The 23917-nt window shown below is 31.7% G+C and carries 20 protein-coding genes; 12 read left to right on the forward strand and 8 right to left on the reverse strand.

Features of this window, described 5'->3' with window-relative positions; all coding sequences use genetic code 11:
* The first annotated feature begins 227 nt into the window (after positions 1–227).
* Entirely contained in the window at positions 228–1316 is a 1089-nt protein-coding gene (locus D9R05_RS10385; protein WP_205589284.1) for a sulfatase-like hydrolase/transferase, read from the forward strand.
* A 9-nt stretch (positions 1317–1325) separates the two neighbouring features.
* The gene (locus D9R05_RS10390; RefSeq protein ID WP_121667160.1) at positions 1326–2417 is read left to right on the forward strand and encodes a glycosyltransferase; all 1092 of its coding nucleotides are present in this window, start codon (positions 1326–1328) and stop codon (positions 2415–2417) included.
* Positions 2418–2444: 27 nt separating this feature from the next.
* Here the strand turns inward: D9R05_RS10390 and D9R05_RS10395 are convergent, their stop codons facing one another.
* Genes D9R05_RS10395 through D9R05_RS10405 form a run of 3 tightly spaced genes read right to left on the reverse strand, consistent with a single transcriptional unit; the run spans position 2445 to position 4965 of the window.
* Complete coding sequence (locus D9R05_RS10395; protein ID WP_121667161.1) at positions 2445–3377, reverse strand: glycosyltransferase family 2 protein; 933 nt, start codon at positions 3375–3377, stop codon at positions 2445–2447.
* A gap of 1 nt (position 3378) precedes the next feature.
* Positions 3379–4269 carry a glycosyltransferase gene (locus tag D9R05_RS10400; RefSeq protein ID WP_121667162.1) on the reverse strand — a complete coding sequence of 297 codons (891 nt, stop codon included), beginning with the start codon at positions 4267–4269 and terminating at the stop codon, positions 3379–3381.
* A 12-nt stretch (positions 4270–4281) separates the two neighbouring features.
* Complete coding sequence (locus D9R05_RS10405) at positions 4282–4965, reverse strand: cell division ATP-binding protein FtsE (RefSeq protein ID WP_121667163.1); 684 nt, start codon at positions 4963–4965, stop codon at positions 4282–4284.
* A gap of 220 nt (positions 4966–5185) precedes the next feature.
* On the opposite strand from D9R05_RS10405, the gene D9R05_RS10410 reads away from it, so the two are divergent.
* The 4 genes from D9R05_RS10410 to D9R05_RS10425 all read left to right on the forward strand — a co-directional run bounded on the left by D9R05_RS10410 (position 5186) and on the right by D9R05_RS10425 (position 12489).
* Positions 5186–8221, forward strand: coding sequence for a tetratricopeptide repeat protein (locus D9R05_RS10410; RefSeq protein WP_121667164.1), 3036 nt, complete (start codon positions 5186–5188; stop codon positions 8219–8221).
* Between the two features lie 31 nt (positions 8222–8252).
* A complete protein-coding gene (locus D9R05_RS10415) occupies positions 8253–10001 on the forward strand; it encodes a porin family protein (RefSeq protein ID WP_121667165.1) in 1749 nt (582 codons plus the stop codon).
* Between the two features lie 81 nt (positions 10002–10082).
* Entirely contained in the window at positions 10083–11705 is a 1623-nt protein-coding gene (locus D9R05_RS10420) for an amidohydrolase (RefSeq protein WP_121667214.1), read from the forward strand.
* A gap of 10 nt (positions 11706–11715) precedes the next feature.
* A complete protein-coding gene (locus D9R05_RS10425; protein WP_121667166.1) occupies positions 11716–12489 on the forward strand; it encodes a hypothetical protein in 774 nt (257 codons plus the stop codon).
* Positions 12490–12538: 49 nt separating this feature from the next.
* On the opposite strand, the gene D9R05_RS10430 is transcribed toward D9R05_RS10425, so the two are convergent.
* Positions 12539–13297 (reverse strand): hypothetical protein, encoded by a 759-nt coding sequence (locus D9R05_RS10430; RefSeq protein ID WP_162984954.1) that lies wholly within the window; start codon positions 13295–13297, stop codon positions 12539–12541.
* Positions 13298–13363: 66 nt separating this feature from the next.
* Entirely contained in the window at positions 13364–14077 is a 714-nt protein-coding gene (locus D9R05_RS10435; protein ID WP_121667168.1) for a class I SAM-dependent methyltransferase, read from the reverse strand.
* A 32-nt stretch (positions 14078–14109) separates the two neighbouring features.
* On the opposite strand from D9R05_RS10435, the gene D9R05_RS10440 reads away from it, so the two are divergent.
* Positions 14110–14601, forward strand: coding sequence for a YkgJ family cysteine cluster protein (locus D9R05_RS10440; RefSeq protein ID WP_121667169.1), 492 nt, complete (start codon positions 14110–14112; stop codon positions 14599–14601).
* Here the strand turns inward: D9R05_RS10440 and D9R05_RS10445 are convergent.
* From D9R05_RS10445 to D9R05_RS10455, 3 genes are all read right to left on the reverse strand, one after another.
* Entirely contained in the window at positions 14598–15233 is a 636-nt protein-coding gene (locus D9R05_RS10445; protein ID WP_162984955.1) for an outer membrane beta-barrel protein, read from the reverse strand. The genes D9R05_RS10440 and D9R05_RS10445 overlap by 4 nt on opposite strands.
* Positions 15223–15924 carry a carboxypeptidase-like regulatory domain-containing protein gene (locus D9R05_RS10450; protein ID WP_121667171.1) on the reverse strand — a complete coding sequence of 234 codons (702 nt, stop codon included), beginning with the start codon at positions 15922–15924 and terminating at the stop codon, positions 15223–15225. The genes D9R05_RS10445 and D9R05_RS10450 overlap by 11 nt, the downstream gene beginning before the upstream one ends.
* Before the next feature lie 69 nt (positions 15925–15993).
* Positions 15994–17208, reverse strand: a complete 1215-nt coding sequence (locus D9R05_RS10455) for an exo-beta-N-acetylmuramidase NamZ family protein (protein ID WP_121667172.1) — start codon at positions 17206–17208, stop codon at positions 15994–15996.
* An 8-nt stretch (positions 17209–17216) separates the two neighbouring features.
* Here D9R05_RS10455 and D9R05_RS10460 point away from each other — a divergent pair, with 8 nt between their 5' ends.
* The 5 genes from D9R05_RS10460 (at position 17217) to D9R05_RS10480 (ending at position 23915) form a co-directional block, all read left to right on the forward strand.
* On the forward strand, positions 17217–18455 hold the full coding sequence (locus tag D9R05_RS10460) for an ABC transporter permease (RefSeq protein WP_121667173.1): 1239 nt from the start codon (positions 17217–17219) through the stop codon (positions 18453–18455).
* 202 nt (positions 18456–18657) lie between these two features.
* Complete coding sequence (locus tag D9R05_RS10465) at positions 18658–19638, forward strand: PLP-dependent cysteine synthase family protein (RefSeq protein ID WP_121667174.1); 981 nt, start codon at positions 18658–18660, stop codon at positions 19636–19638.
* Positions 19639–19707: 69 nt separating this feature from the next.
* Positions 19708–21807 carry an alanine/glycine:cation symporter family protein gene (locus tag D9R05_RS10470; RefSeq protein WP_121667175.1) on the forward strand — a complete coding sequence of 700 codons (2100 nt, stop codon included), beginning with the start codon at positions 19708–19710 and terminating at the stop codon, positions 21805–21807.
* A gap of 138 nt (positions 21808–21945) precedes the next feature.
* Positions 21946–22638: an SGNH/GDSL hydrolase family protein gene (locus D9R05_RS10475; RefSeq protein WP_121667215.1), complete on the forward strand. Its 693-nt coding sequence runs from the start codon at positions 21946–21948 to the stop codon at positions 22636–22638.
* On the forward strand, positions 22638–23915 hold the full coding sequence (locus D9R05_RS10480) for a DUF2851 family protein (protein ID WP_121667176.1): 1278 nt from the start codon (positions 22638–22640) through the stop codon (positions 23913–23915). Before D9R05_RS10475 ends, D9R05_RS10480 begins: the two co-directional genes overlap by 1 nt.
* Positions 23916–23917: the final 2 nt, after the last annotated feature.

Consider the following 23917-nt stretch of genomic DNA (forward strand, 5'->3'; position numbering starts at 1 on the left):
TATTATTAGAAACTAATTTTTCTGAAGCTAAAGAGTTTTTAGACTTTTATATAAACGTTTACATTATATCCTACCTTTTTATTTTAATAGTAGTTGTTTCTATTTTTTTTAAGACCATTAAAAAAAAGGATATTATTCAATTATCGTTGCCGTATAAACTTTTTGCGGGAGTCTTTGTTTTGATATTCTTAGTTTTACTAAAGCTCAGCGGATTAATTTCCTATAATATGCCTTACCTTATAATAAAATCTACTAAAGCATACTGGGTTGAACAGCAAAAAATGAATAATTCTAATATTTCATCTTCAAAAGGACATTTTACTCAAGTAAGTAAAAAAAATAAAAAAGAACAGGAGCTATTTGTTTTGGTAATTGGAGAATCTACCACGAGAAATCATATGAATATTTATGGTTATCCAAGAGAAACAACCCCTAGATTAAATTTGCTGAAAAATGAACTAGACTTATATCAAAATGTAATTAGCCCCCATACCTATACTATTGAAACTTTAAAACAAAATTTAACTTTAAATGGTTTTAAAAAATCAAAAGAATCCTCAATTGTACAATTAATGAATCAAGCTGGTTTTAAAACTTTTTGGTTCTCTAATCAACAACCAATTGGTCCTTTTGATAGTATGGTTACTGAAATAGCAAAAGCATCTGATATTCTAAAGTTCACTAATTTAAATAGACATTCGCATAACACACCATATGATGGTGTTTTGTTGGATAATTTAATAGCAGCAGTAAAAGACCCTGCGAAAAGAAAATTTATAGTTATACACTTATTAGGAACACATTTAAATTATGGATATCGTTTTCCTGAAAGATTTAATAAGTTTAATAAGTCACCTGAAGGTAAATATAAAGATAAAAAAGCCATAGAAACTATTAATAATTATGATAATGCCGTTTTGTATGTAGATTATGTATTAGCTGAAAGTATAGAAATTTTGAAACAAGCAAATTTAAAAAGTTATTTGTTGTATTTTTCAGATCACGGAGAAGAGGTTTATCAATCACGTTATTTTTCTGGGCATACATTATCAAAAGCAACAAAAAATATGTTTGAAATTCCATTTATTTTGTGGCGTTCAGAAAAGTTTAAAAAAGCGAAATTTATTTCAAAAGAAAATTATAGTAAACCTTATGTTACAGATGATTTGATTCATAGCATATCAGATTTGTCAGATGTTGACTTTGAAGAGTTATTACTTAATAAAAGTATTTTTTCAGATCAGTTTATACCTAAAAAAAGAATTGTTGGGGAAGGTATTAATTTTGATAACTATCGTTGGAATAAATCAAAATAAAATTAAAAATTGAAAAGTAATTCTTCTATTAAAATTTGTTTAGTAGGTATTTCTTTAGGAGGAGGAGGTGCAGAAAAATCTATAGCCCTACAATCTAAAATGCTTGATTCTATTGAGAATATAGAAGTGCATTTAGTTATTTTAACCAATAATATAGCTTACGATTATAAAGGTGAATTACTAAATTTAGGCGCTTTAAAGGAAAGTAAAAATACTTTCTTTTCAAGATTATATCGTTTTTCTCATTTTAGAAAATATTTAAAGAAACATCAATTTGATTATATAATAGATAATCGCCCTAAAAATAATTTTCTCAAAGAATATTATTATGCAAATTATATTTACCGTGGTTTTAAGCGTGTTTACGTTGTACATAGTAGTAAACAAGAAAATTATCTTACTCAGAAATTAAGACAAGGAGTCAAATTATATAATAAGAACTTTGCTACAATAGCAGTTTCTAATTATATAAAAAACACTGTGCTAGAAAAAAACGGAGTAAACAAAGTAAAGTGTATTTATAATACTTTTGATGAAGAAAAAATTGAAATAGCACCTCAAAAAGAGTTGCCCCAGAAGTATATTCTAGCTTATGGGAGAATGGTAGATGATATCAAAGATTATTCTTTTTTAATAAAATCTTATAATCATTCAAAACTATGGCAAGAAAATATTTATTTGATGCTAATGGGAGAAGGAAAAGATAAAACGGTACTTCAATCTTATGCAGAAAGCTTAGATTGTGCTCCATTTATAATTTTCAAACCTTTTTTGTCAAATCCTTATTCAATAGTTAAAAGCAGTCTTTTCGTAACCTTAACAAGTAAGTATGAAGGTTTTCCTATGGTTTTAGTAGAGTCACTTGCTTCAGGTGTTCCATTAGTTTCGTTAGATATAAAATCCGGTCCTTCTGAAATTATTCAAGACAGAATAAATGGACTACTTGTAAAAGATAGAGATTTTAAAAAATTTGCTCTAGCTTTAAGAGACATGGCTTTAGATGATAAACTTTATATTACTTGTAAAAAAAATACAATAAAAAGTATCAGTAAATTTAGAGAGAAAGAAATAGTAAGCCAGTGGAAAAATTTACTTTTTTAAATTTACCACTTATAAAATCAGGGAAATTTACTTTTCAAAAGCAGTCAATCTAATATTAAACTTTTTCAATAATTCTTTTAACCTATAAAGTGTTATTAACTGTGTACTGCTTAATTTTAAGAGCATAACTTGCTTTTTAGATAGTAAGTTAGGATTAATTTTCTTCTTTAACAATTTGGCATTCTTATAATCTTTTACAATCATACATTTTAAGTATAATGAAAATCTATTTATGATTATATATTTCTCTAAAGGGAAATTATTTTTAGCAATCTCATCAAATTTAGAAAAGTCTGTTTTATTTTTAAATTGAAATTTTTTTTGAGATAGACTACCCTCTACAAAGGTATAACTAGATGTGACAGTAGTAGAAAATGCAATCTTATAGCGTAGACCGATTCTAATCCAATAATCAGTATCCTGTCCGCTAATTATTCTCTCATCAAAAAAACCGATTTTTTTGGGTACAGTATGATTAAAAACAGTAGTAGATCCTGATAAAATAGGAGCTCCGTAACTGTGCTTTAGAAAATCCAAAAGTTGGTGATTTTTTGTATCGGGAACACCATTATAATTTGCTTTATATTTGCCTTGTTTGTCATGTATTTCTAAGGCTGTAGAAAACACCAAAGCAGAGGGGAATTCATTAATTAATGAACTAATTTCTTGTAAATGAATTTCATGCCAAATATCATCTGCATCTAAGAGTGCTAAATACTGTCCCTGAGCTTCTTTCATAGCTCTATTTCTACCAGCAGAAGCACCTTTATTTTCTTGTGAAAAATATTTTATTTTATCAGAATTAAATGATTTTATTATTTTTTCACTTTCATCTGTGGAGCCATCGTTAACAATTACAATTTCAAAATCTTTTATTTTCTGAGCAAAGACTGAAGTTAATGTTTGGGCTATGTAGTCTTCTTTATTGTAGACACTTATAATAACAGAGAATTTAGGCATCTTAGTAGTCCTTAAGTTTTACTAAATAATATAGACGATAAAGATCAAATAAAAATAAAGGGGGCGTTTTAGTTTGTAGTATTTTTTCAATTTTTATGTTAAAAGGGTTGATGATATATTTAAAAATTTTGGTTAACCCATTTTTTTTAAGTTTCAAATAAGCTTTTTGTAAGGATGAATAATTGTTAGGAAGTAATTCTTTTTCTTCAAAATGAATTAAAGTTTCGATTGCTTTTTTTGATTTTCTCAAAAATTTTTTATTATGCTCTAACCCTAAATGATAAACAGGATTATTAATATGTAATACGTTTATTCTATTGATTTTTAAATTATAAGTAAATAAAATATCTGTGCCATAAAAATCATCTAAAAAACTATTGAATTCTATGAAACAGTCTTTTTTTATAAAAATACATCCTGATATGATAGATAAATATGGGTTTTTATTTCGTTGTTGAACATTTTTTTCTTCACGTTCATTACCAAATTTCCATCGTAGAGAGCAGTCAGGATTAAATGACTCTTTTTTGTAAGTAATACCTCCAAAAATCAAATCATTTTTTTCTAGAGAAGATTTTAAAAACAAATGGATAAAATTTTTATGCCGAGGCATAATATCAGCATCGAGAAATAATAAATTATCAAAAACCGCTTTTTTTGCTAATAAATTTCGAGTTGCTGTTCTACCTATATTTTTATGATTTTCAATATAAATGCAATCGGTAATTCGTGAAAGGAACTCTTTGTTTTTTATAGAAACTTTTTTATTAGTGGAAGAATCATCTGCAATAATTATCTCAAAAGGTACTTCAGTTTCTTTTATTTGTTGATATAATTCCTGAACTAAATCAATTATAGAATAATTATATGTCGGGATGAGCACAGAAATCATAGAAGAAATTAGTTAAGCACTTTTCTGAACAACCTCAAAAACTCTTTGTCCGTCGCACTTTAAGGTTTTAGATGGGTATTTTAGTAGTAAAGCATAATCGTGCGTGGCCATTAGAATAGTATTTCCATTTTTATTGATCTCTTGCAAAACTTCCATAACTTCTACAGAAGTTTGCGGATCTAAATTTCCTGTAGGCTCATCAGCTAAAATTAATTCCGGATCGTTTAATAAAGCCCGTGCAATTGCAACACGTTGTTGCTCTCCACCGGAAAGTTGATATGGGAATTTAAAATTTTTGGTTTTCATTCCAACCTTATCAAGCACTTGGTCAATTTTATTTTCCATTGCTTTTTTCTCTTTCCAACCGGTTGCTTTAAGTACAAAGAGCAAATTGTCTTTTATGGTACGATCATTTAAAAGTTTAAAATCTTGAAAAATAACACCTAATTTTCTTCGCAAAAAAGGAATTTGTTTTTCTTTTAGTGTTCGTAAATTAAAGTCAACAATATTTCCTTCGCCTTCTTTTAACGGAATATCGCCATAAAGTGTTTTCATGAAACTACTCTTTCCCGTTCCGGTTTTTCCTATCAAATAGACAAAATCTCCTTTTTTCACCTCTACATCTACTTCAGAAAGAATTAAACTTTCACGTTGATAAATTGCTGCATTTTTTAGCGATAAAATAGTTTCGGCCATAGTTAAACTTTTAAAGTTTAAAGGTACTTCATTATTTTTAAAGAAAAAACAAGCTTTTTTACATTCAAAAAAGTGTTTTTCTTAAGTGGTTGAAAGTCAATTTTTTTGATACACTAAATTTCAACTATTTTCTATTAACATAATTATCACAGATTTGTTGCGTTATGAGAAGGTAGATTAATTTATATTTGGTTTTGTTTAAGAAAATTGTTTTATCCTTATGTTCAAAAAAATATGCTTAGGATTCATTTTTGTGTTTAGCTTGATTTTTTCAAGTTTTGCGCAAGAATCTGCTCAATACACAAACGATTTAGTTCAGTATAACCGCGCGGTAAAACTTTACCAAGACAATCAGTATAAAGCTGCCCAAAAACTGTTTAGAGAAGTCAAAAAAACAGACATTAGTACAGGTGTAGAGGCTGATTGTGCTTATTATATTGCCAATTGTGCTGTTAGACTAAATCAGGCAAATGCAGATGAATTAATGCAAGATTTTGTTCGCAATTACCCTACAAGCACTAAGCGAAATTCCGCTTATAAAAGTGTAGCAGATTATTATTTTTCTAATGGCGATTACAGTTATGCTAGAAAATGGTTTGCAGAAGTAGATCAAAATTCACTCTCGCAAACAGAATTACAAGAATTTTATTTTAATAATGGATATGCTGCTTTTAAAACAGGGCAAAAAGAGGAGGCGAAAAAATATTTTAATCGTGTTAGAGATTCTAAAGAATATGGTTCTCAAGCCAAATATTATTTAGGTTTTATAGCTTATGAAGGCGATGATTATGAAGAAGCCAACCAGATGTTTGAAGAAGTGAAAACAGAAGGCAGAAATAATAAAAACCTATCTTATTTTCAGAGCGATATGAATTTTAAACTCGGGAAGTTTGAACAAGCAATTGCGCTTGCAAAAGAACAATTAGACAGGTCTAATCGTCAAGAGCGTTCTGAATTAAATAAAATTATTGGCGAAAGTTATTTTAATTTAGAAGAATACGAAGCGGCAATTCCGTATTTAAAAGAATACCAAGGTAAAAACGGAAAGTGGAATAACACCGATTATTACCAATTAGGTTATGCGTATTATAAACAAGGCGAATATCAAAACGCCGTTTCTGAATTTAATAAAATTATTGGGGGTCAAAATTTTGTTGCTCAAAATGCTTATTATCATTTAGCGCAATCTTACATTAAACTCGACCAGAAACAACAAGCCTTAAATGCATTTAAAAATGCTGCTGAAATGAGTTTTGATGAAAAAATTCAAGAAGATGCGGCTTTAAATTATTCAAAACTCAGTTATGAAATCGGGAATAATTACAAAAGTATTCCTGAGGTTTTGACAGATTTTTTGAATGATTATCCAAACTCAAAAGAGAAGGAAACAATTTCTGCTTTGTTAGTTGATTCTTATATCACTTCAAAAAATTATAAAAAAGCGATGGACTTACTTGAAGGGAGTAAGGCTTACGAAGATAAAATTGTTTATCAAAAAGTAGCTTATTATCGCGGTGTAGAATTGTATAATGACGGAAAATATCAAGAAGCTTCAGCACTTTTTAATAAATCTCTTTCAGAAAGAAACAATCAAACATTTACAGCAAAAGCAACTTATTGGAAAGCAGAAACTGCTTACAATTTAGAAGAATACCAAGATGCGCTTATTGGTTATAAAGAATTTAAAGGTATGAGCGCTGCAAAAAGCACCTCAGAATTTAAAAATATAGATTATAATATTGGCTATACTTACTTTAAGAAAAGAGATTATTCCAATGCAATTAGTCATTTTAAAGCATATACCTCAAAAAATAATGAGCAACAAAAAGCGCAATTAAACGATGCTTATTTAAGATTAGGCGACAGCTATTTTGCTACAAGCGATTATTGGACCGCTATGGAATCTTATAATGAAGCGATAAAAATGGAAGGAATCGATAGCGATTACGCTTATTTTCAAAAAGCAATTAGCTATGGATTTGTAGATAAAAACGATCGAAAAATTGACGATTTAAAAAGTTTTTTAAGTCGCTATTCTAAATCGATTTATAGAGATGACGCGCTTTACGAATTAGGAAACACCTATGTTGCCGAAGAGCAAACCGATAAAGCAATCAGCGCTTATCAAGATTTAATAGATAATGTTCCTATGAGTTCGTTTGTTTCAAAAGCATTATTAAAGCAGGGACTTATTTATTATAATAATGATCAAGGAAATAAAGCCTTGGACAAATTTAGAAAAGTTGTTGCAGATTATCCAAATACCGAAGAAGCAAATCAGGCGGTAAAAACTGCTCGTGGAATTTACGTAGATTTAGGAAGAACAGATGAATATGCTGCTTGGGTAAAACAATTAGACTTTGTTGAAGTAGCCGATTCAGATATTGATAATGCCACTTTTGAAGCAGCTGAACAGAAATTCATTAACAGTGAAAATGAAGCAGCAAAAAAAGGCTTTAAAAAATATTTAAAAGATTTCCCAAATGGACTACATGCATTACCTGCACATTTTTATTTAGCACAATTACAATATAAAAATGGCGATAAAACAGATGCGATTCCACATTATCGTTATGCAATTGAACAACCGCGAAGCGAATTTACCGAGCAAGCTTTAGCGCGTTTATCACAAATTTTATTAGAAAAAGAGAATTATCAGGAAGCTATTCCGGTATTAAAACGTTTAGAAAGCGAAGCAGATTTTCCTCAAAATATAACTTTTGCACAGTCCAATTTAATGAAGGCATATTATCAGCAAGATAATTATGAGCAAACTATTGCTTATGCCGAAAAAGTATTGAGAGATGCCAAAATCGAAGATCAAGTAAAAAGTGATGCGCAAATTTTCACAGCACGTGCAGCAATGCAAACCGAACAAGAAGAAAAGGCAAAAAAAGCATATGCAGAAGTTTTAAAAATTGCAAAAGGGGCATTAGCCGCAGAAGCTCAATATTACGATGCTTACTTTAAGCGAAAAGATGGAAATTACGAAGCTTCTAATGAATCGGTTCAGGTAATTGCTAAAGAATATTCAGGTTATAAAAAATTCTCTTATAAAGGTTTGTTACTAATGTCTAAAAACTACTATGATTTAGATGATCCGTTTCAAGCTACAGCAATTTTAGAAAACATGATTAAAAGTGTTTCCGGTTATCCAGAAATTGTTGAAGAAGCTAAAACAGAGTTATCGCGCATTAAAGAAGAAGAAGCAAAAACAAACGCTTCTGTAGATGCTGAACAAACCGAACAAAACTAAACCCATTTCTTGAACATCTAATTGTCTATTTATGCAATTTTTATCTTTTTATAAAACCCTATTTTTAGTCGCTATTTGTTTAAGTACAAGTTTTGTATTTGCCCAAAAAGATGATAAAGAAGAAGCTGAAATTGATACCGAGCGCTTAATTATTGTTAAGCCTTATTCTCCTTCAGTTAGTGATGCTTTTAAGGTGAAACAAACACCAAGTATCAATGATTCTACTGAACGAAAAAAGAAGAAAGTTACCTATGATATTTTTTCATTTCCGGTGGCTTCTACATTTACACCGGCAAAAGGTAAAGCAGCTGGTGTTCAGCAAAAATCAAGACCCTATTTATATGATAATTATGCCTCGTTAGGCGTAGGCAATTATCTCAATATCTTGGCTGAGTTTTATGGTACGCTTCAGTTAAATCAAAATCAAGAATTGGGAATAGCATTTAACCATAATTCTTCACAAGGCGGAATTGATAATGCAGTGTTAGATGATAAGTTTTACAATACAGATTTAGACCTTTCTTATGAAAGTCAGGCGCGCGGCTATACTTGGGGAACAGACTTGGGTGTAGAACACCTAGTTTATAATTGGTATGGAGCGCCAAATTATTTACCCATTACAAATGCAGATTATGATGGGATAGATCCGCAGCATTCTTATTATGCGATTTCTGTAGGAGCAAATATAGATGTAGAACAAGGAATTTTTGACAAAGCTGATTTTAATTACCGTCGTTTTGGAGATAATTTTGGAAGCGGAGAGAATCATGTTTTATTAACTCCGAAATTTCAATTTCCTATAGGGAATGAAAATGTTGTGAATGCAGATTTTTCAGTAGATTACGTTAATGGAAATTTTGATCAAGCACTTTATAATGATTCGTCTTTAAAATACAGCTATTTAAACTTAGGTATTTTGCCAAGTATTCAAGTTAGTGAGGGTGACTTTGCTTTTGATATCGGAGCGCAATTAGTATATTCTATGAATGCAGAAAATGATGAAAACACCATTTATGTTTATCCTAAGGTAACAGGAAGTTATAGAATCGCAGGTGATTATTTTATTGCCTATACCGGCGTAGAAGGTGGTTTACAACAAAATACTTATTATGATTTTGTACAGGATAATCCGTTTGTATCACCAACTTTAGGAATTGCTCCAACTGATAAGCAGTACAATGTTTATGTAGGAGGTAAAGGTAAATTTACCGAAAACATCAGTTATGATGTTCGAGCAAATTATTCAGCAGAAAAAGATAAAGCCCTTTTTATTCATAATCCCTATCAGAGTTCATTAGCTTCTGAAGGATTTGAATATTTTAACTCATTTAGTACGGTTTACGACGATGTAAAAACCCTAGGAGCTTTTGGAGAATTGCAAGTTGCTTTTAATGATAAATTGCAACTAAAAGCAAATGTGGAACTGCAAACCTACGATGTAGAAAACCAAGAAGAAGCTTGGAACTTACCACAATTAAGCGGTTCTTTTTTAGCAGATTATCAAATTACTGAAAAATGGAGTGCAGGCGCTACTATATATTATATGGGCGAACGTAAAGATTATTTTAGTTATACAGCATCTTCATTAACCGAAGATAAAACAGTTACTTTAGACGGTTTTGTAGATGTTAACCTAAATGTAGGTTATCAACTAAATAATAGATTAGGCTTCTTTTTAAGAGGAAATAATTTACTCGAAGGAAATTACCAGCGTTGGATGGGATATTCTGTTCAAGACATACAAGTGATGGCAGGAGCAACATATCAATTCGACTGGTAAAAATTATATGTACAACATTTCTCTATAGCGTTGAGGTTAACTTCAGCGCTTTTTTTATTTTTACACAAATCACATTTTTATATGAAGCGAGCTTTAATTTTATTAGCACCTATCTTTTTTCTTTTCTCATGCGAAGAAAAAAAAGAAGTTGATTTGTTAGTTATGAATGCTAAAGTTTATACGGTAGACAAAGATTTTTCAATTCAACAATCTTTTGTGGTAGATGATGGTAAAATTTTAGAAATAGGTGAGTTTGGTAAACTAGAGTTACGCTATACCCCAAAACAAACTTACGATGTTGATGGTAAATTTGTTTTTCCGGGCTTAATAGATGCACATGCGCATTTTTACGGTTTAGGTTTACAACAACAAAAAGTTAATCTTACCGGTACCAAAACTTTTGAAGAGGTAATAAAACGTTTACAGTCTTATCAAAAAGAAAAAAAATCAACTTTTATTGTTGGTAGAGGATGGGATCAAAATGATTGGGAAAATAATGATTTCCCTACAAAAGACACCCTAGATATTCTTTTTCCTAATACGCCTGTTGTACTTACAAGAATTGATGGACACGCGATGTTGGTAAATAGCAGAACACTTCAACTGTCAGGTATTTCTGAACAAACCAAAATTGAAGGTGGTGAAATTCAACAAAAGAATGGAGAATTAAGCGGAATCTTAATAGATAATGCAATGAGCTTGGTTGGCAAGATAATTCCCAAGCCTACTAAAAAAGATAAAATTTCTGCCCTTAAAAAAGCAGAAGAAACCTGTCTTGACTACGGTTTAACAACCATTGATGATGCTGGTTTAGATAGAGCGACTATTGAATTGATAGATAGTTTACAAAAAACAGGCGACTTGAATATCCGAATTTATGCGATGATAGCCAACTCACCTGGAAATGTAGAATATTACTTAAAAAATGGAATATATAAAACTCCAAAACTCAACGTTCGCTCTTTTAAAGTTTATGCCGATGGAGCTTTAGGTTCCCGCGGAGCTGCTTTAAAAAAGCCCTATTCTGACAAAGAAAATCATTTTGGCGCGATGTTAATCAATCCAAAAAAGTTTAAAAAGCTAGCCCAAAAAATTAGTCAATCACCGTTTCAGATGAATACGCACGCTATCGGAGATTCTGCAAATGTGGTAGTTTTAAAAACCTATGATTCGTTGCTTAAAAAAGAAGAAGACCGAAGATGGCGTGTAGAACATGCGCAAATTTTAGATCAGCCTGATTTTAATTACTTTAGTGAAAATATAATTCCTTCAGTACAGCCTACTCACGCAACAAGTGATATGTATTGGGCAGAATCACGTTTAGGAGAAAAACGTTTAAAGGATGCTTATGCGTATAAAAAGCTTTTAAAACAATCTGGAAAAGTTGCTTTGGGAACCGATTTTCCTGTAGAAGAGGTGAACCCTTTCTTAACTTTTTATGCGGCAGTTAGTAGAAAAGATACTAGCGGATATCCCGAAGGAGGTTTTCAAAAAGAACAAGCATTAAATCGAGAAGAAGCTTTACGCGGCATGACCATTTGGGCGGCTTACGCTAATTTTGAAGAGGATGAAAAAGGAAGTATAGAGCAAGGTAAATATGCTGATTTTATTGTGTTAGATCGTGATATTATGACCATTCCATTAAAAGATATTCCAAAAACAAAAGTACTACGAACATATATTAATGGAGAACAAGTGAATTAAAAAAATACTAATGAATAAAATTTTATTAATAGGAATATGTTCACTGTTTCTTATTGGATGTTGTCATAAAAGTGTATCGCCAAAAAGTAGGCTTAATGGTAATGTGAAAAAGATTACTGAACATTTAATAACAAATAGATATAACTCAAATGATAAAGTGATTAGAGATACGCTTTATATTACAGAGAAATTATATAATCAGCAAAATCAAATAATTGAGCTAGATCAAGATATTTTATTTGATAATGAAAATATGCATATAACCTATATCTATGATCGTTGTGGAAAACTTAAAAAAGAACACGTTAAAATGTCATTTCAGGAAAGTGGATTTGATGTTTTTTATATTTATAAAAATTCATTACTACATAAAATAACTACAAAATCTATAGAAGATAGTTTGAAGTTTGTGCAAATGAGCTTAAATGAATACGATATTAATAGCAAATTAATTAAAAGTACTACTTCGCAGACACTTTTTAATTTAAAAAGCAGAGATACTATTAAAAACTCAGTACAAACAGATTTTTTTAATGAAAAAGAATTAATCTTTAAATCTGAATTGCAGTATTATAAAAACTTAAATCAAAATTTAACTATAAAAAATTTTTACAAGAAAGATGTTTTAGTTAGAACAGAAGAATTTGATTATAAAGACTCTTTAATTACCGTATTTCATTTTGAATATAAAATGGATTCTTTGAGTAACTGGATTTCAAGAAAAAAGTATGAAAGTGATTCTTTAAGATCTATCACTACAAGAGAATTTTTATACAAGAATTAGGCTTAAAACAAAAATCATTAATTAGTTAAATCACTTTATTTTAAAAAATTTACCTCCCACCATTAGCACGCAAATCTAATAAACACTCGGCGCCTAAATCAGGAATTCCGTTACCAAACATACCCATAATTCCGCTAGAAAATTCTACTTCAGCACGCATTAAGCAATCTTCAGTTGTACAATGCGCTTCAGCATTTGGATCTTCGTGTTCATTTTGTTGTTCAGAACCAATTCCCACCAAACCAAATAAATGCCCAAATTCGTGGGTTAATGTGGCGGTTTCAATGATAACTTTATTTGGTGCACCCACAGCATTACTTAAATTGTTTATTGTTTCTTGAAAAATCACCATAGAGGTGTTTTGGTAAGCGGTACCCAAGGTATTACTGGTTCCTTCATCACTTTGTCTTGCTCCGTTTGCAAAAAAGATAAAAACACTAATTTTATTTTCTGTGTTAAATGATGTTCTTAGATCATCTTCTATAGATCTAATTTGATCAATTGTATATGGCCCTTCATTTTCTAAGCTAATCTCTCTGGGAGAAATAGTAACTTCTGTTTTATTGGTGCGGCTTAAAATAAATTGCTCTAAATTCTCTAAGCTTTCTGATTGCGGTTTAAATCCGTTTGGATAAACAACTTCAATTTCCATCGTAGAAAAAATATCATTGGATAAAAGATCGTGGGCAGAAGCTCCAAGATTTAAATTGTTTCCGGGAATAGTATTACCGTCGTTACTGTCATCGTTGCTACAACTGATGAACATAAAAATGCTAAGAATGTAAAAAAGACGTGTACTATTTTTCATAAAAAAGAGCTTAAGGTTAGTTAAGATTTTCAAACTAACAAGATAAGCAGGTCAAAAACAAAGCTTTTAGGAAAGTTTTAGCATAGCTAAATAATCGTAATGTTCTCCTTTTTTGAGTAATGTGCAGGTAAACCCATTACTTTCTGCAGCAAATTCTAAGGTGTTAAAATCGATATAAAGCCAATCAAACTTTTCTGATTTTTCGTTCTTATATTGAATTTGATAAGTCAATTCTCCGTAATATTGGTTGGGATTTACCCAAATCCCGCCATCTTCATCGGCATCAAAAAGGTATTGCAAATCTGAAGAATCTATCAGTATTTTTCCGTTAGGTGCTAAAATGTTTTTTAGGTGATTAAAAAAATCGGTGAGATTCTTCAATTTACCGATAATTCCGCTACCGTTCATCAATAGTAAAACAGTATCAAATTCTTGATTTTTTAGGTTGAAAAAATCTTGAACCGCTGCATTTTTAATTCCGCGTAAGCGAGCAACTTCTATTGCTCCCGGCGAAATATCAATTGCTGTAATATTTTTCCCTTTTTCTTGAAGGTATAACGCATGGCTTCCGGCGCAACACCCTACATCTAGAATTTTTCCTTCGGCTAAATCTAGGGCTTTTTGTTCTAGTAATGGCATTGTTGCATAGTTTCTAAAAAGATACTCAACAGGTATTATATCTTCATCAAAATCATCACTAAAAACAATAATATCTTCTGGTGAATTTTTATGAAAATAATCTAAAACGGCTTTGCCAAAAATATCGGGTGATTTCAAAATTGTGTGTCTTTTTTTAAGCTTATCTTTGCGCTATGGAAGAAATATTAAAAAATCTACCAAAACTTGCCAAAGATAAGCATAAGTCTTCTAAAAAATTCTTTGCCAAATTAAAAAAGAAACCACCAAAGCACTTAGATGTGTTGATGCAAGAATTGCACGAAGAAGAGTTTGAGCGAACCGATTGTTTAGATTGCGCGAATTGTTGTAAAACTACCGGACCGTTATTTCTTAATAAAGATATTGAACGTATTGCGAAGTTTTTAAAAATGAAGCCGCAAGCATTCATAGATCAATATTTACGTATAGATGAGGAAAACGATTATGTGTTGCAGCAAGTTCCGTGTACATTTTTAAGCCACGATAATAAGTGTTTAATTTATGAAGTGCGACCAAAAGCTTGTGCAGAATTTCCGCACACGGACAGAAAAAAGTTTCAGCAAATCTCTAATTTAACCTTAAAGAATGTTGCTATTTGTCCGGCAGCTTACAATATTGTAGAAAAAATGAAAAAGCGCTTGCCTTAAAAAAGCACGCGAATTCCAAATTCTAAATTTACATAATTAGCTGAACCAAAAAAATCTTCTAAATCTCCGGGAGCTTTTGTTCTTAAAAAATCTCTTCTAAGTGTTGGCGAAAAATATAAGCCTAAGGTTTTATTAAAATGATAACTGACTTCTGGTGTTAACCAAACGCTGACACCATTATCACTAAAACGGATATCATCTGGCGTGTTATTATTGTAGCTTACTGCACCAACCCCAGCGGTAAGTAAGAGTCTAAAATCATTTCTTTCAAAAAAATGATAACCAGCTAAACCTCCAACTAAAATAGCATTACTGCGATTGTAATTTCCTAATTTAGTGATATTTTCATTAGATTGATAAAGAACGCTGTAATGAATACCGATAACAATAGGAAGCTCAAATAAATTGGCGAGTAAACTAAAATTTGTACTTACTTTCCCCTGTAAACCTTTATTGGCAAAATTATTTCCAAACGCAATAGGGGCAGAAAGTCCGAATTTAAAAATACCGTAATGATCGTCTTTTTCAAATTTATGGGTCGAAGGTTTTTCCGGCTGATTTTCTTGCGCTATTAGTTGAAGCGAAAAAAATGCAAGGCAAAAAAATAGACAGGTAATTTTTTTAATATTCAAAAACATAGGTGTTTAATTGGTCAGTTATTGGGATATTGATGCTTTGCGAAGCTGAATTTCCTAAGCTATATGTAAACATTACGGTCTTATTTTTTAAGGTGGTAAATGTTTGCGAAAAATTTGGGTTCTCATTGCTTAAAATATTTCCCTTCTCAAATCCTTGAGGACAGCTTCCTTCAATTTTCACAATATTATTTTTATAGGAATATTGACAATTAGCCATAAATAAAGATAAGGACCACGTAAGCTCTAGATCTTCTGCAGAGGTTTTTTGAATTGTAAAATCGAGTAATGCTTTTTCGGGTAAAATTATAGTTCCTAATGTATACTGATCTACATTTAGAATATCATCTTCTTGAAAATTTAAAATAGTAGCGGCGGAATAATTAGCTTTATCTAAAGAAAACGTGCTAGGACCAATATTTTCTTTATTTATATAAATTAAAAAGTCATTGCTCTCACTTTGCAAAGATGTAAATAAGAAATTTCCATTCTCGTCCGTAATGCCTTCGCCTAATCGATAACTTTCAACTTCTGTGTTAATGGGGATGTTGGAGATCGGTTTTCCTTGGCTGTCTATCAATCTGCCTGAAACCGTAACGCGCTTGTCGCTTTCTATATTAATTTCTTCACAGCTGTAAAAACTGAAAAAAATAAGGCATAAAAAAACACTTAAAAATTTTAATTTCATAAACTAACTTTTTTGTTAGATGAATAAAATTAAGAAACGTTGCGTAAGCTAACGTGAATTAATATAAACTTAATATAGCAAATATTTTTTTCGTATTGTTTCGTAATTCTCTAAGCCTTTTTTCCAAGTGGCTTTAATTTCTTTTTTGCTCATTCCAGCTTCAATTTGCTGCTGAAGTGTTGCCGTTCCCGCCAATTTTTTAAAGAAGTTATTAAAAAAATCATCCTTATTTTTTGTGTTTTTATACGCCTTTATTAACCAGTCTAAATTAATTGCTGAAAGTTTTTCCACTGAAGATAAATCCATTCCATAACAAGTTTTTCCTTCATTTTTAGGATATTTTGCCCCTTCATTTGATTGCGGAATATAATTATAATCGAAAACAGAATTCGGTAAATCTGGCGAACCAAATACTTGAAATTGTTTATCGGTTCCGCGTCCGGCATTTACGTTTGTTCCTTCAAAAAAGCATAAACTCGGATATAAGTTAATAGCTTGGTCGTTTGGTAAATTTGGTGATGGTTTTATGGGTAAGGAATAATTTTTTTGATGATTATAATGCTTCATTTTTATCACCATTAAATCACAACTAACCTTATTTTTTAACCATTTTTCGCCATTAATCATTTGTGCATATTCGCCAATCGTCATTCCGTGAACAATCGGTACCGGATGCATCCCGACAAAACTTTGCATTTCTTTTTCTAAAATCGGTCCGTCAATATAATGTCCGTTAGGATTTGGTCGATCTAAAACCAATAACGGAATATTGTTTTCCGCACAAGCCTCCATCACATAATGAAGCGTAGAAATGTAGGTGTAAAACCGAACACCCACGTCTTGAATATCAAAAATCACAAAGTCTAAACCTTTTAACTGTTTATCGCTTGGTTTTTTATTATTTCCGTACAATGAAACAATAGGTAAACCTGTTTTTTGGTCGATGCCGTCAACCACTTTTTCGCCGGCATCTGCTTTACCTCTAAAACCGTGTTCTGGAGAAAATACTTTTTTTACCTGAATTTTTTCTGCTAAAAGCGAATCAACCAAATACGTATAATTTCCGTTTCCTTTAAAAATAACCGAAGTCTGATTGCCAACAATTCCCACATTTTTTTCCTTTAAAAGTGGCAAATAAGCCGAAGTTTGGTTAGCACCAACAATAATTTCGTGTGTTTTTTGTGTAAGACTTTTTGTCTTATTTTGTTTTTTTGTTTGCGCTTGACAAGAAAGCATAGCCAAAGCAAGAATAAAAAATGTATTTTTGAACAATCGGTAAAACATAATTTCTTTTGAATTTCGAGTTTTTTATTTCTAAACGCCTCATCAGCGCAAAAGATTATAAAAGTAGTATTTCGGCACCAATAATAAAAATTGCTGTTAGTGCCATTGCTATTGGTGTAATTATGATGTTGGTTTCTGTAGCCACCGGCGTTGGACTTCAACAAAAAATTAGAGATAAAATTGCCGCTTTTAACGGGCATATTAGCATCAGTAATTTAGACAATAACAACTCGCAAGATTCTCGTGTACCTATTTCTACCGATCAAGATTTTTATCCAGAATTTGATGAAATTAACGGGATTAACCACATACAAGCCGTTGCTACAAAATACGGAATTATACGAACGGAAACCGACTTTGAAGGCATTGTTGTAAAAGGAGTAGGTCCAGATTACCGCTGGGATTATTTACAAGAATATTTGGTTGAAGGAAAATTACCAAGCTACAATAAAGAAGATTACGGAAAAGAGATTTTAATTTCTCAATATTTGGCTAATCGTTTAGGATTTACATTAAACGATAAAGTTGTGATTTATTTTATGGGTGATAGTGCAGAAGATCGTCCGCGACTTACGGCCTTTACCATTAGCGGGATTTTTAATTCCGGATTTCAAGATTTTGATGAAACCTATTTAATTGCTGATATCAACCAAATACAACGCCTCAATAAATGGAAAAAAAATGAAGTAGGAAATTTCGAGATTTTTATAGATGACTTTACTCAAATAGATAAAAAAGGAGGCGAAGTTTATCAGCATATCGATTCTTTTTTAGACGCCAAAACCATAAAACAAGCTTACCCATCAATTTTTGAATGGCTCTCTTTATTCGATTTTAATATCGCGCTCATTATCGGCATTATGATAATTGTCGCAGGCATAAATATGATTACCGCACTTCTCGTTCTCATTTTAGAACGTACCCAAATGATCGGGATGCTAAAAGCGCTGGGGAGTACCGATTGGAGTGTAAGAAAAATATTCTTGTACAACGCCGGTTATTTAATTTTAAAAGGACTTTTTTGGGGAAATTTATTCGGTTTAGGATTGCTGTTTCTTCAAAAATATTTCAAATTAATTCCGCTAAATCCAGAAACCTATTACGTAACTGAAGCGCCGGTTTATATTGGTTTGCAGTATGTTTTACTTATCAATATCGGTACCTTATTACTATGTTTATTAATGCTGCTTATTCCGTCGTATATCATCACAAAAATAAGTCCGGCAAAGTCAATAAAATTTGAATAGATTTTTTAGCGGCTTGCGCATTTTTCATCAAAATACGCCGGGCTATTCGCTATATCTTTTTATATTTTTTGCTAGCGTATAAATATAAAAAGGATGCCGCTGCTATCCCTAAGCCAAAACCCATCTAAAAACGATCAGATTTCTATCTCCCATTTACTTTCCTATATTTGCAAATCTATTTTTAGAATTCGAAAAAAAAGCTATGGATTATAAAGAAAATATACTAGGAACTATCGGTCATACTCCTTTAGTTAAAATTAATAAACTAACTGAAGAAATACCCGCTTTAGTTTTAGCAAAATACGAAACTTTTAATCCCGGAAATTCAGTAAAAGACCGTATGGCGGTAAAAATGATTGATGATGCTGAAAAGGAAGGACTCATAAAACCCGGAGGTACAATTATAGAAGGAACTTCTGGAAATACCGGAATGGGCTTAGCCTTAGCTGCAATTGTACGAGGTTATAAAATGGTTTGTGTGATAGCAGACAAGCAGAGTAAAGAAAAAATAGATATTTTACGAGCGGTTGGGAGCGAAGTAGTAGTTTGCCCAACAGATGTAGATCCAGATGATCCTCGTTCGTATTACTCAACTTCAAAAAGATTGGCAGAAGAAACTCCAAATTCTTGGTACGTAAATCAATATGATAATTTATCGAATACCAAAGCACATTACGAAAGCACAGGACCCGAGATTTGGGAACAAACTGATGGAAAAATAACTCATTTTGTAGTTGGCGTAGGTACAGGAGGAACAATTTCTGGTGTAGGAAAATATTTAAAAGAGAAAAATCCAAATATCAAAATTTGGGGCGTAGATACCTATGGAAGTGTTTTTAAAAAATACCACGAAACCGGCGAGTTTGATGAAAATGAAATTTACCCTTATGTAACCGAAGGAATAGGCGAAGATATTTTACCTAAAAATGTAAATTTTGATATTATAGATGGATTTACAAAAGTAACCGATAAAGATGCAGCGGTTTACACTCGACGTTTAGCGCAAGAAGAAGGGATGTTTTTAGGAAATTCTGCCGGAGCAGCCATAAAAGGCTTACTGCAATTAAAAGATCAATTTAATGAAGACGATGTAGTAGTGGTACTTTTTCACGATCATGGAAGTCGTTATGTAGGTAAAATCTACAATGATGAATGGATGAAAAAGCAAGGCTTTATTGACTAAAAAAAATACAAATCCTGTTTAATTAAACAGGATTTTTTCATGAATAAATGTTTAATTAAAAAATACCTTATGAGAAAATTATGGCTTTTTACCAGTATAATAATAATGTTATCAGCCATTGTATCAGCACAAAATATAAATCAACCCAACGCAGGCTTACATATAAAAGTAGATATAGAGAACCCGTCAAGAGAAATAAATAACGGGATTGCAAAAGTGCAAGTGAAAGGAGGAAAAGCGCCTTATAAATATAAATGGAGCAATCAATCTACTTCTTTAGAATCTGAAAAAGCTACAGGACTTATAGAAGGAATGTTGCATTCAATCATTGTAACCGATGCCAATGGAAAAAAAGCAAGTAAAAGCTTTACAATTCCGGCAAAATCAATTACCGAAATATTCAATAGCAATGTACAACCCGCAGTAGATGTTTTAGGAAGTGTATTGTTTTGGGATCCTTTTGCAGCAATTGGTATATACGATCCGGTGGTGTATACGGAGCATAAACAAATACCAATTCCTAATTGGGATGCTAAAACTAATGAAAAATACACCTTAAAAAAATGGGTGGTAGCTGAAGGAGAACGAGTAGAAGAAGAACAAGAAGTAGCGCAAATAACTACTAGTTCAGGAAAAGTAACTTCAGCAAAAGCTCCAACAAACGGAACGCTAGAGCATTTGGTAGAAGAAGGGAACGTGATTTTTAATCCAAATAATGCTACCGATGTTATCGAGCAAGGGGCGCATATTTTTGCACAAATAAAATATGATGAGCCACAGCCATTATTACATCCTAATGGTGAAGTTAAAACTAACACCATTCCGTTTATTGTAATTTGGTTAATTATAGGGAGTATATTTTTTACGTTTCGTTTAGGTTTTGTAAACCTAAGAGGATTTCGTCATTCAATAGATTTAGCAAAAGGAAAATATGATGACCCTACGGCACCGGGAACAATTACGCATTTTCAAGCAATGGCGACAGCTGTTTCAGCAACCGTTGGTTTAGGGAATATTGCCGGTGTAGCGGTAGCAATTTCTTTAGGTGGTGCAGGAGCTACTTTTTGGATGTTTATGGCAGGTTTTTTTGCGATGTCTTTAAAATTTACTGAATGTACCTTAGGTGTAAAATACCGTTTCATTAATAAAGAAGGTCGAATTTTCGGTGGACCGATGAATTATTTGCGTTATGGTTTGGAGAAAAAGAATTTAAAAGGCTTAGGAAAATTTTTAGCTGGACTTTTTGCTGTATTAGGAGTAGGCGCTTCTTTTGGAGGCGGAAACATGCTTCAGTCTAATCAAGCATTTGAAATCGTTTCTGAACAAATTCCATTTTTACAAGGTCAAGGATTTTGGTTCGGGATTATTTTTGCCTTGTTAGTCGGAGTAGTTATTATCGGTGGAATTAACAGTATTGCACGTGTTACCGGGAAAGTAGTTCCTTTTATGGCAGCGGTTTATATTATTGGTTGTTTAATTGTAATAGGTACACACATCGAAAATATTGGTGGAGCTTTTTCAGCAATATTCAACGGAGCTTTTTCTGCTGATGCGTTAAAAGGAGGTTTTATAGGCGTTTTAATTGTAGGCTTGCAAAGAGCAGCATTCTCTAGTGAAGCGGGAGTTGGATCCGCAGCAATTGCGCACAGTGCTTCGAAAACAAATCATCCTATTGCAGACGGATTTACATCCTTAGTAGAACCATTTATTGATACTATGGTAGTTTGTACGATGACGGCTTTAGTACTTATTTTTACAGGAATGCACGAAGTAAACGGCTTAGGCGGTGTAGAACTAACTTCTGATGCTTTTGGAAGTGTTATTTCTTGGTTTCCCGCGGTATTAGCATTTGCTGTGTTTTTATTTGCTTTTTCAACCATGGTTTCGTGGTCGTACTACGGAATGCGATCATGGACTTATTTATTCGGGCAAAGTAAAAAATCAGAAATGCTTTACAAAGTTTTATTTTTAGCCTTTGTTGTGTTGGGAGCTTCAGTAAGTTTAGGCGCTGTATTAAGCTTTTCTGATATGATGATTTTAGCAATGTCTTTCCCGAATATTATTGGATTATATATTATGTCTTCAGAAGTGAGAGCAGACATGAAAGCCTATTGGATTAAATTGAAAAAAGGAGAATTATATACCAATCCTAATTTTACTAAATCTTAATTTTTTAAGCGAAAGTTTTTTAGAAAGCCACACTGTTTATAAGGAGTGTGGCTTTTTATACTTTTTTAGTAGAATACGGATCTCTCGGTTTCTTGTATGCTGAAGTTTATAAAAAATAGTACCTTTAAGAAAAAAGTAATGCATAAATTTCTATATCTTTTTTTAGGGCTGCTTTTATGTCTTTCTTCTTGTAAGACTTCTAAAATAGGTGAACAAAACTCTGCCCAAGAAAAAAACTACCTCGCTTTAGGCGATTCTTATACAATTGGTGAAAGTGTTCCGGAAAATAGACGTTGGCCGGTTCAATTAACTTCAGCCTTAAATGAAGCAGGTTTTGCCATTTCTTCACCAAAAATAATAGCAAAAACCGGTTGGCGTACCGATGATTTGTTAGCTGCAATGAATGAAGAATTAGACAGTGAAAAATACGATTTGGTTTCGGTGTTGATTGGTGTAAATAATCAGTATCAAGGAAAGCCGATTGAGATTTACAGAAAAGAATTTCGTCAAATTTTAGACGATGCTATTGGTTTTTCTAAAACTGGAGAAAATGGTGTTTTCGTGGTGAGTATTCCCGATTATGGCGTAACACCTTTTGGGCAAGAATCTGGTAAAAAAAATATTAGTCAAGAAATAATTCAATACAATTCAATTGCAAAAAATATATGTCAAGAAAAAGGGATTCCGTTTTATAATATCACTCCAATTTCATTAGAAGCAGAATCAAATCAAGACTTAGTAGCTCAGGATGGATTGCATCCTAGTGGAGAAATGTACAAACGTTGGGTAGAAATAATTCTTCCTGAAGTAAAGAAAATGATGGTAAATTAATGCGCGAAGATTTTCTACATTACATATGGAAATTTAAAAAGTTTGATTTTCTACAAGCAGAAACAGTTTCGGGTAAAAATGTAGATATTTATAATATGGGAATGCATAATCAAGACGAATCTGGACCGGATTTTTTTAACGCCAAGCTAAAAATAGAAGAACAACTTTGGGCCGGTAATGTAGAAATTCATGTGAATTCTAGCGATTGGTACGCGCATCAACACGAAGAAGATAAAAATTATGATAACGTTATTCTTCATGTAGTCTGGAAACACGATGTTGAGGTTTTTAGAAAAGATAATACCGAGATTCCTTGTTTGGTTTTAAACGGATTGGTGAAACCAAGAGCAATAAAAAATTATCGAGCTTTACTTGCTGATAAATATAGGTGGATTAATTGCGAAAAACAGTTTTCGGATTTTTCGGATTTTACATTCAATAACTGGTTAGAGCGCTTGTATGTTGAGCGACTTCAGGAGAAATCCTTATTGATAAATGAATTACTACATGAAAGTACAAAAGATTGGGAAGCTGTCTTATTTCAACTCTTAGCAAAGAGTTTTGGTTTAAATAAAAACGGAGATGCTTTTTTGCAGATGAGTAAGACAATTCCGTTTACTGTTATTCGTAAACTAGATAATGTTTTTCAGTTAGAAGCTTTGTTTTTTGGCCAAGCTAATATGTTGCTTTTGCCAAAAGAAGATGCTTATTATCAAGAATTACAAAAAGAATATACTTACTTAAAACAGAGATTTTCCTTAGTTGAAAACCCAAATATTCAAGTAGAATATTTTAGGTTGCGTCCGCCTAATTTTCCAACCATTAGGTTATCGCAATTGGCAAATTTGTATGCTAATAAATCAAATTTATTTAGCAAGTTAATTTCAGTAAAAGATAAAACAGAATTATACAAAATTTTTGAATTAGAAACATCTGAATATTGGAAATCACATTATTCTTTTGAAAAAGAAACTTCTTCAAAAAATAAAAAAATATCAAAAAAACTAATTGATTTATTTATCATCAACACTATTGTTCCATTGCAATTTTGTTATGCAAATAGCAAACATAAAAATAAAGAGATTTCTTTTGATTTGATAAAAAGTGTAGCTCCTGAAAAAAATAGTATTACCCAAAAATTTACAGTTTTACGAAAACAAAAAATAGAATCAGCTATGCACACACAAGCTTTACTACAATTAAAACCAAATTATTGCGACAAAAATAGATGTTTAAATTGTAGTTTAGGCTTATCTTTATTGCAAAAAAACACTTGATA

The organism is Mesonia aquimarina (genome assembly GCF_003667275.1).
Lineage (GTDB): Bacteria > Bacteroidota > Bacteroidia > Flavobacteriales > Flavobacteriaceae > Mesonia > Mesonia aquimarina.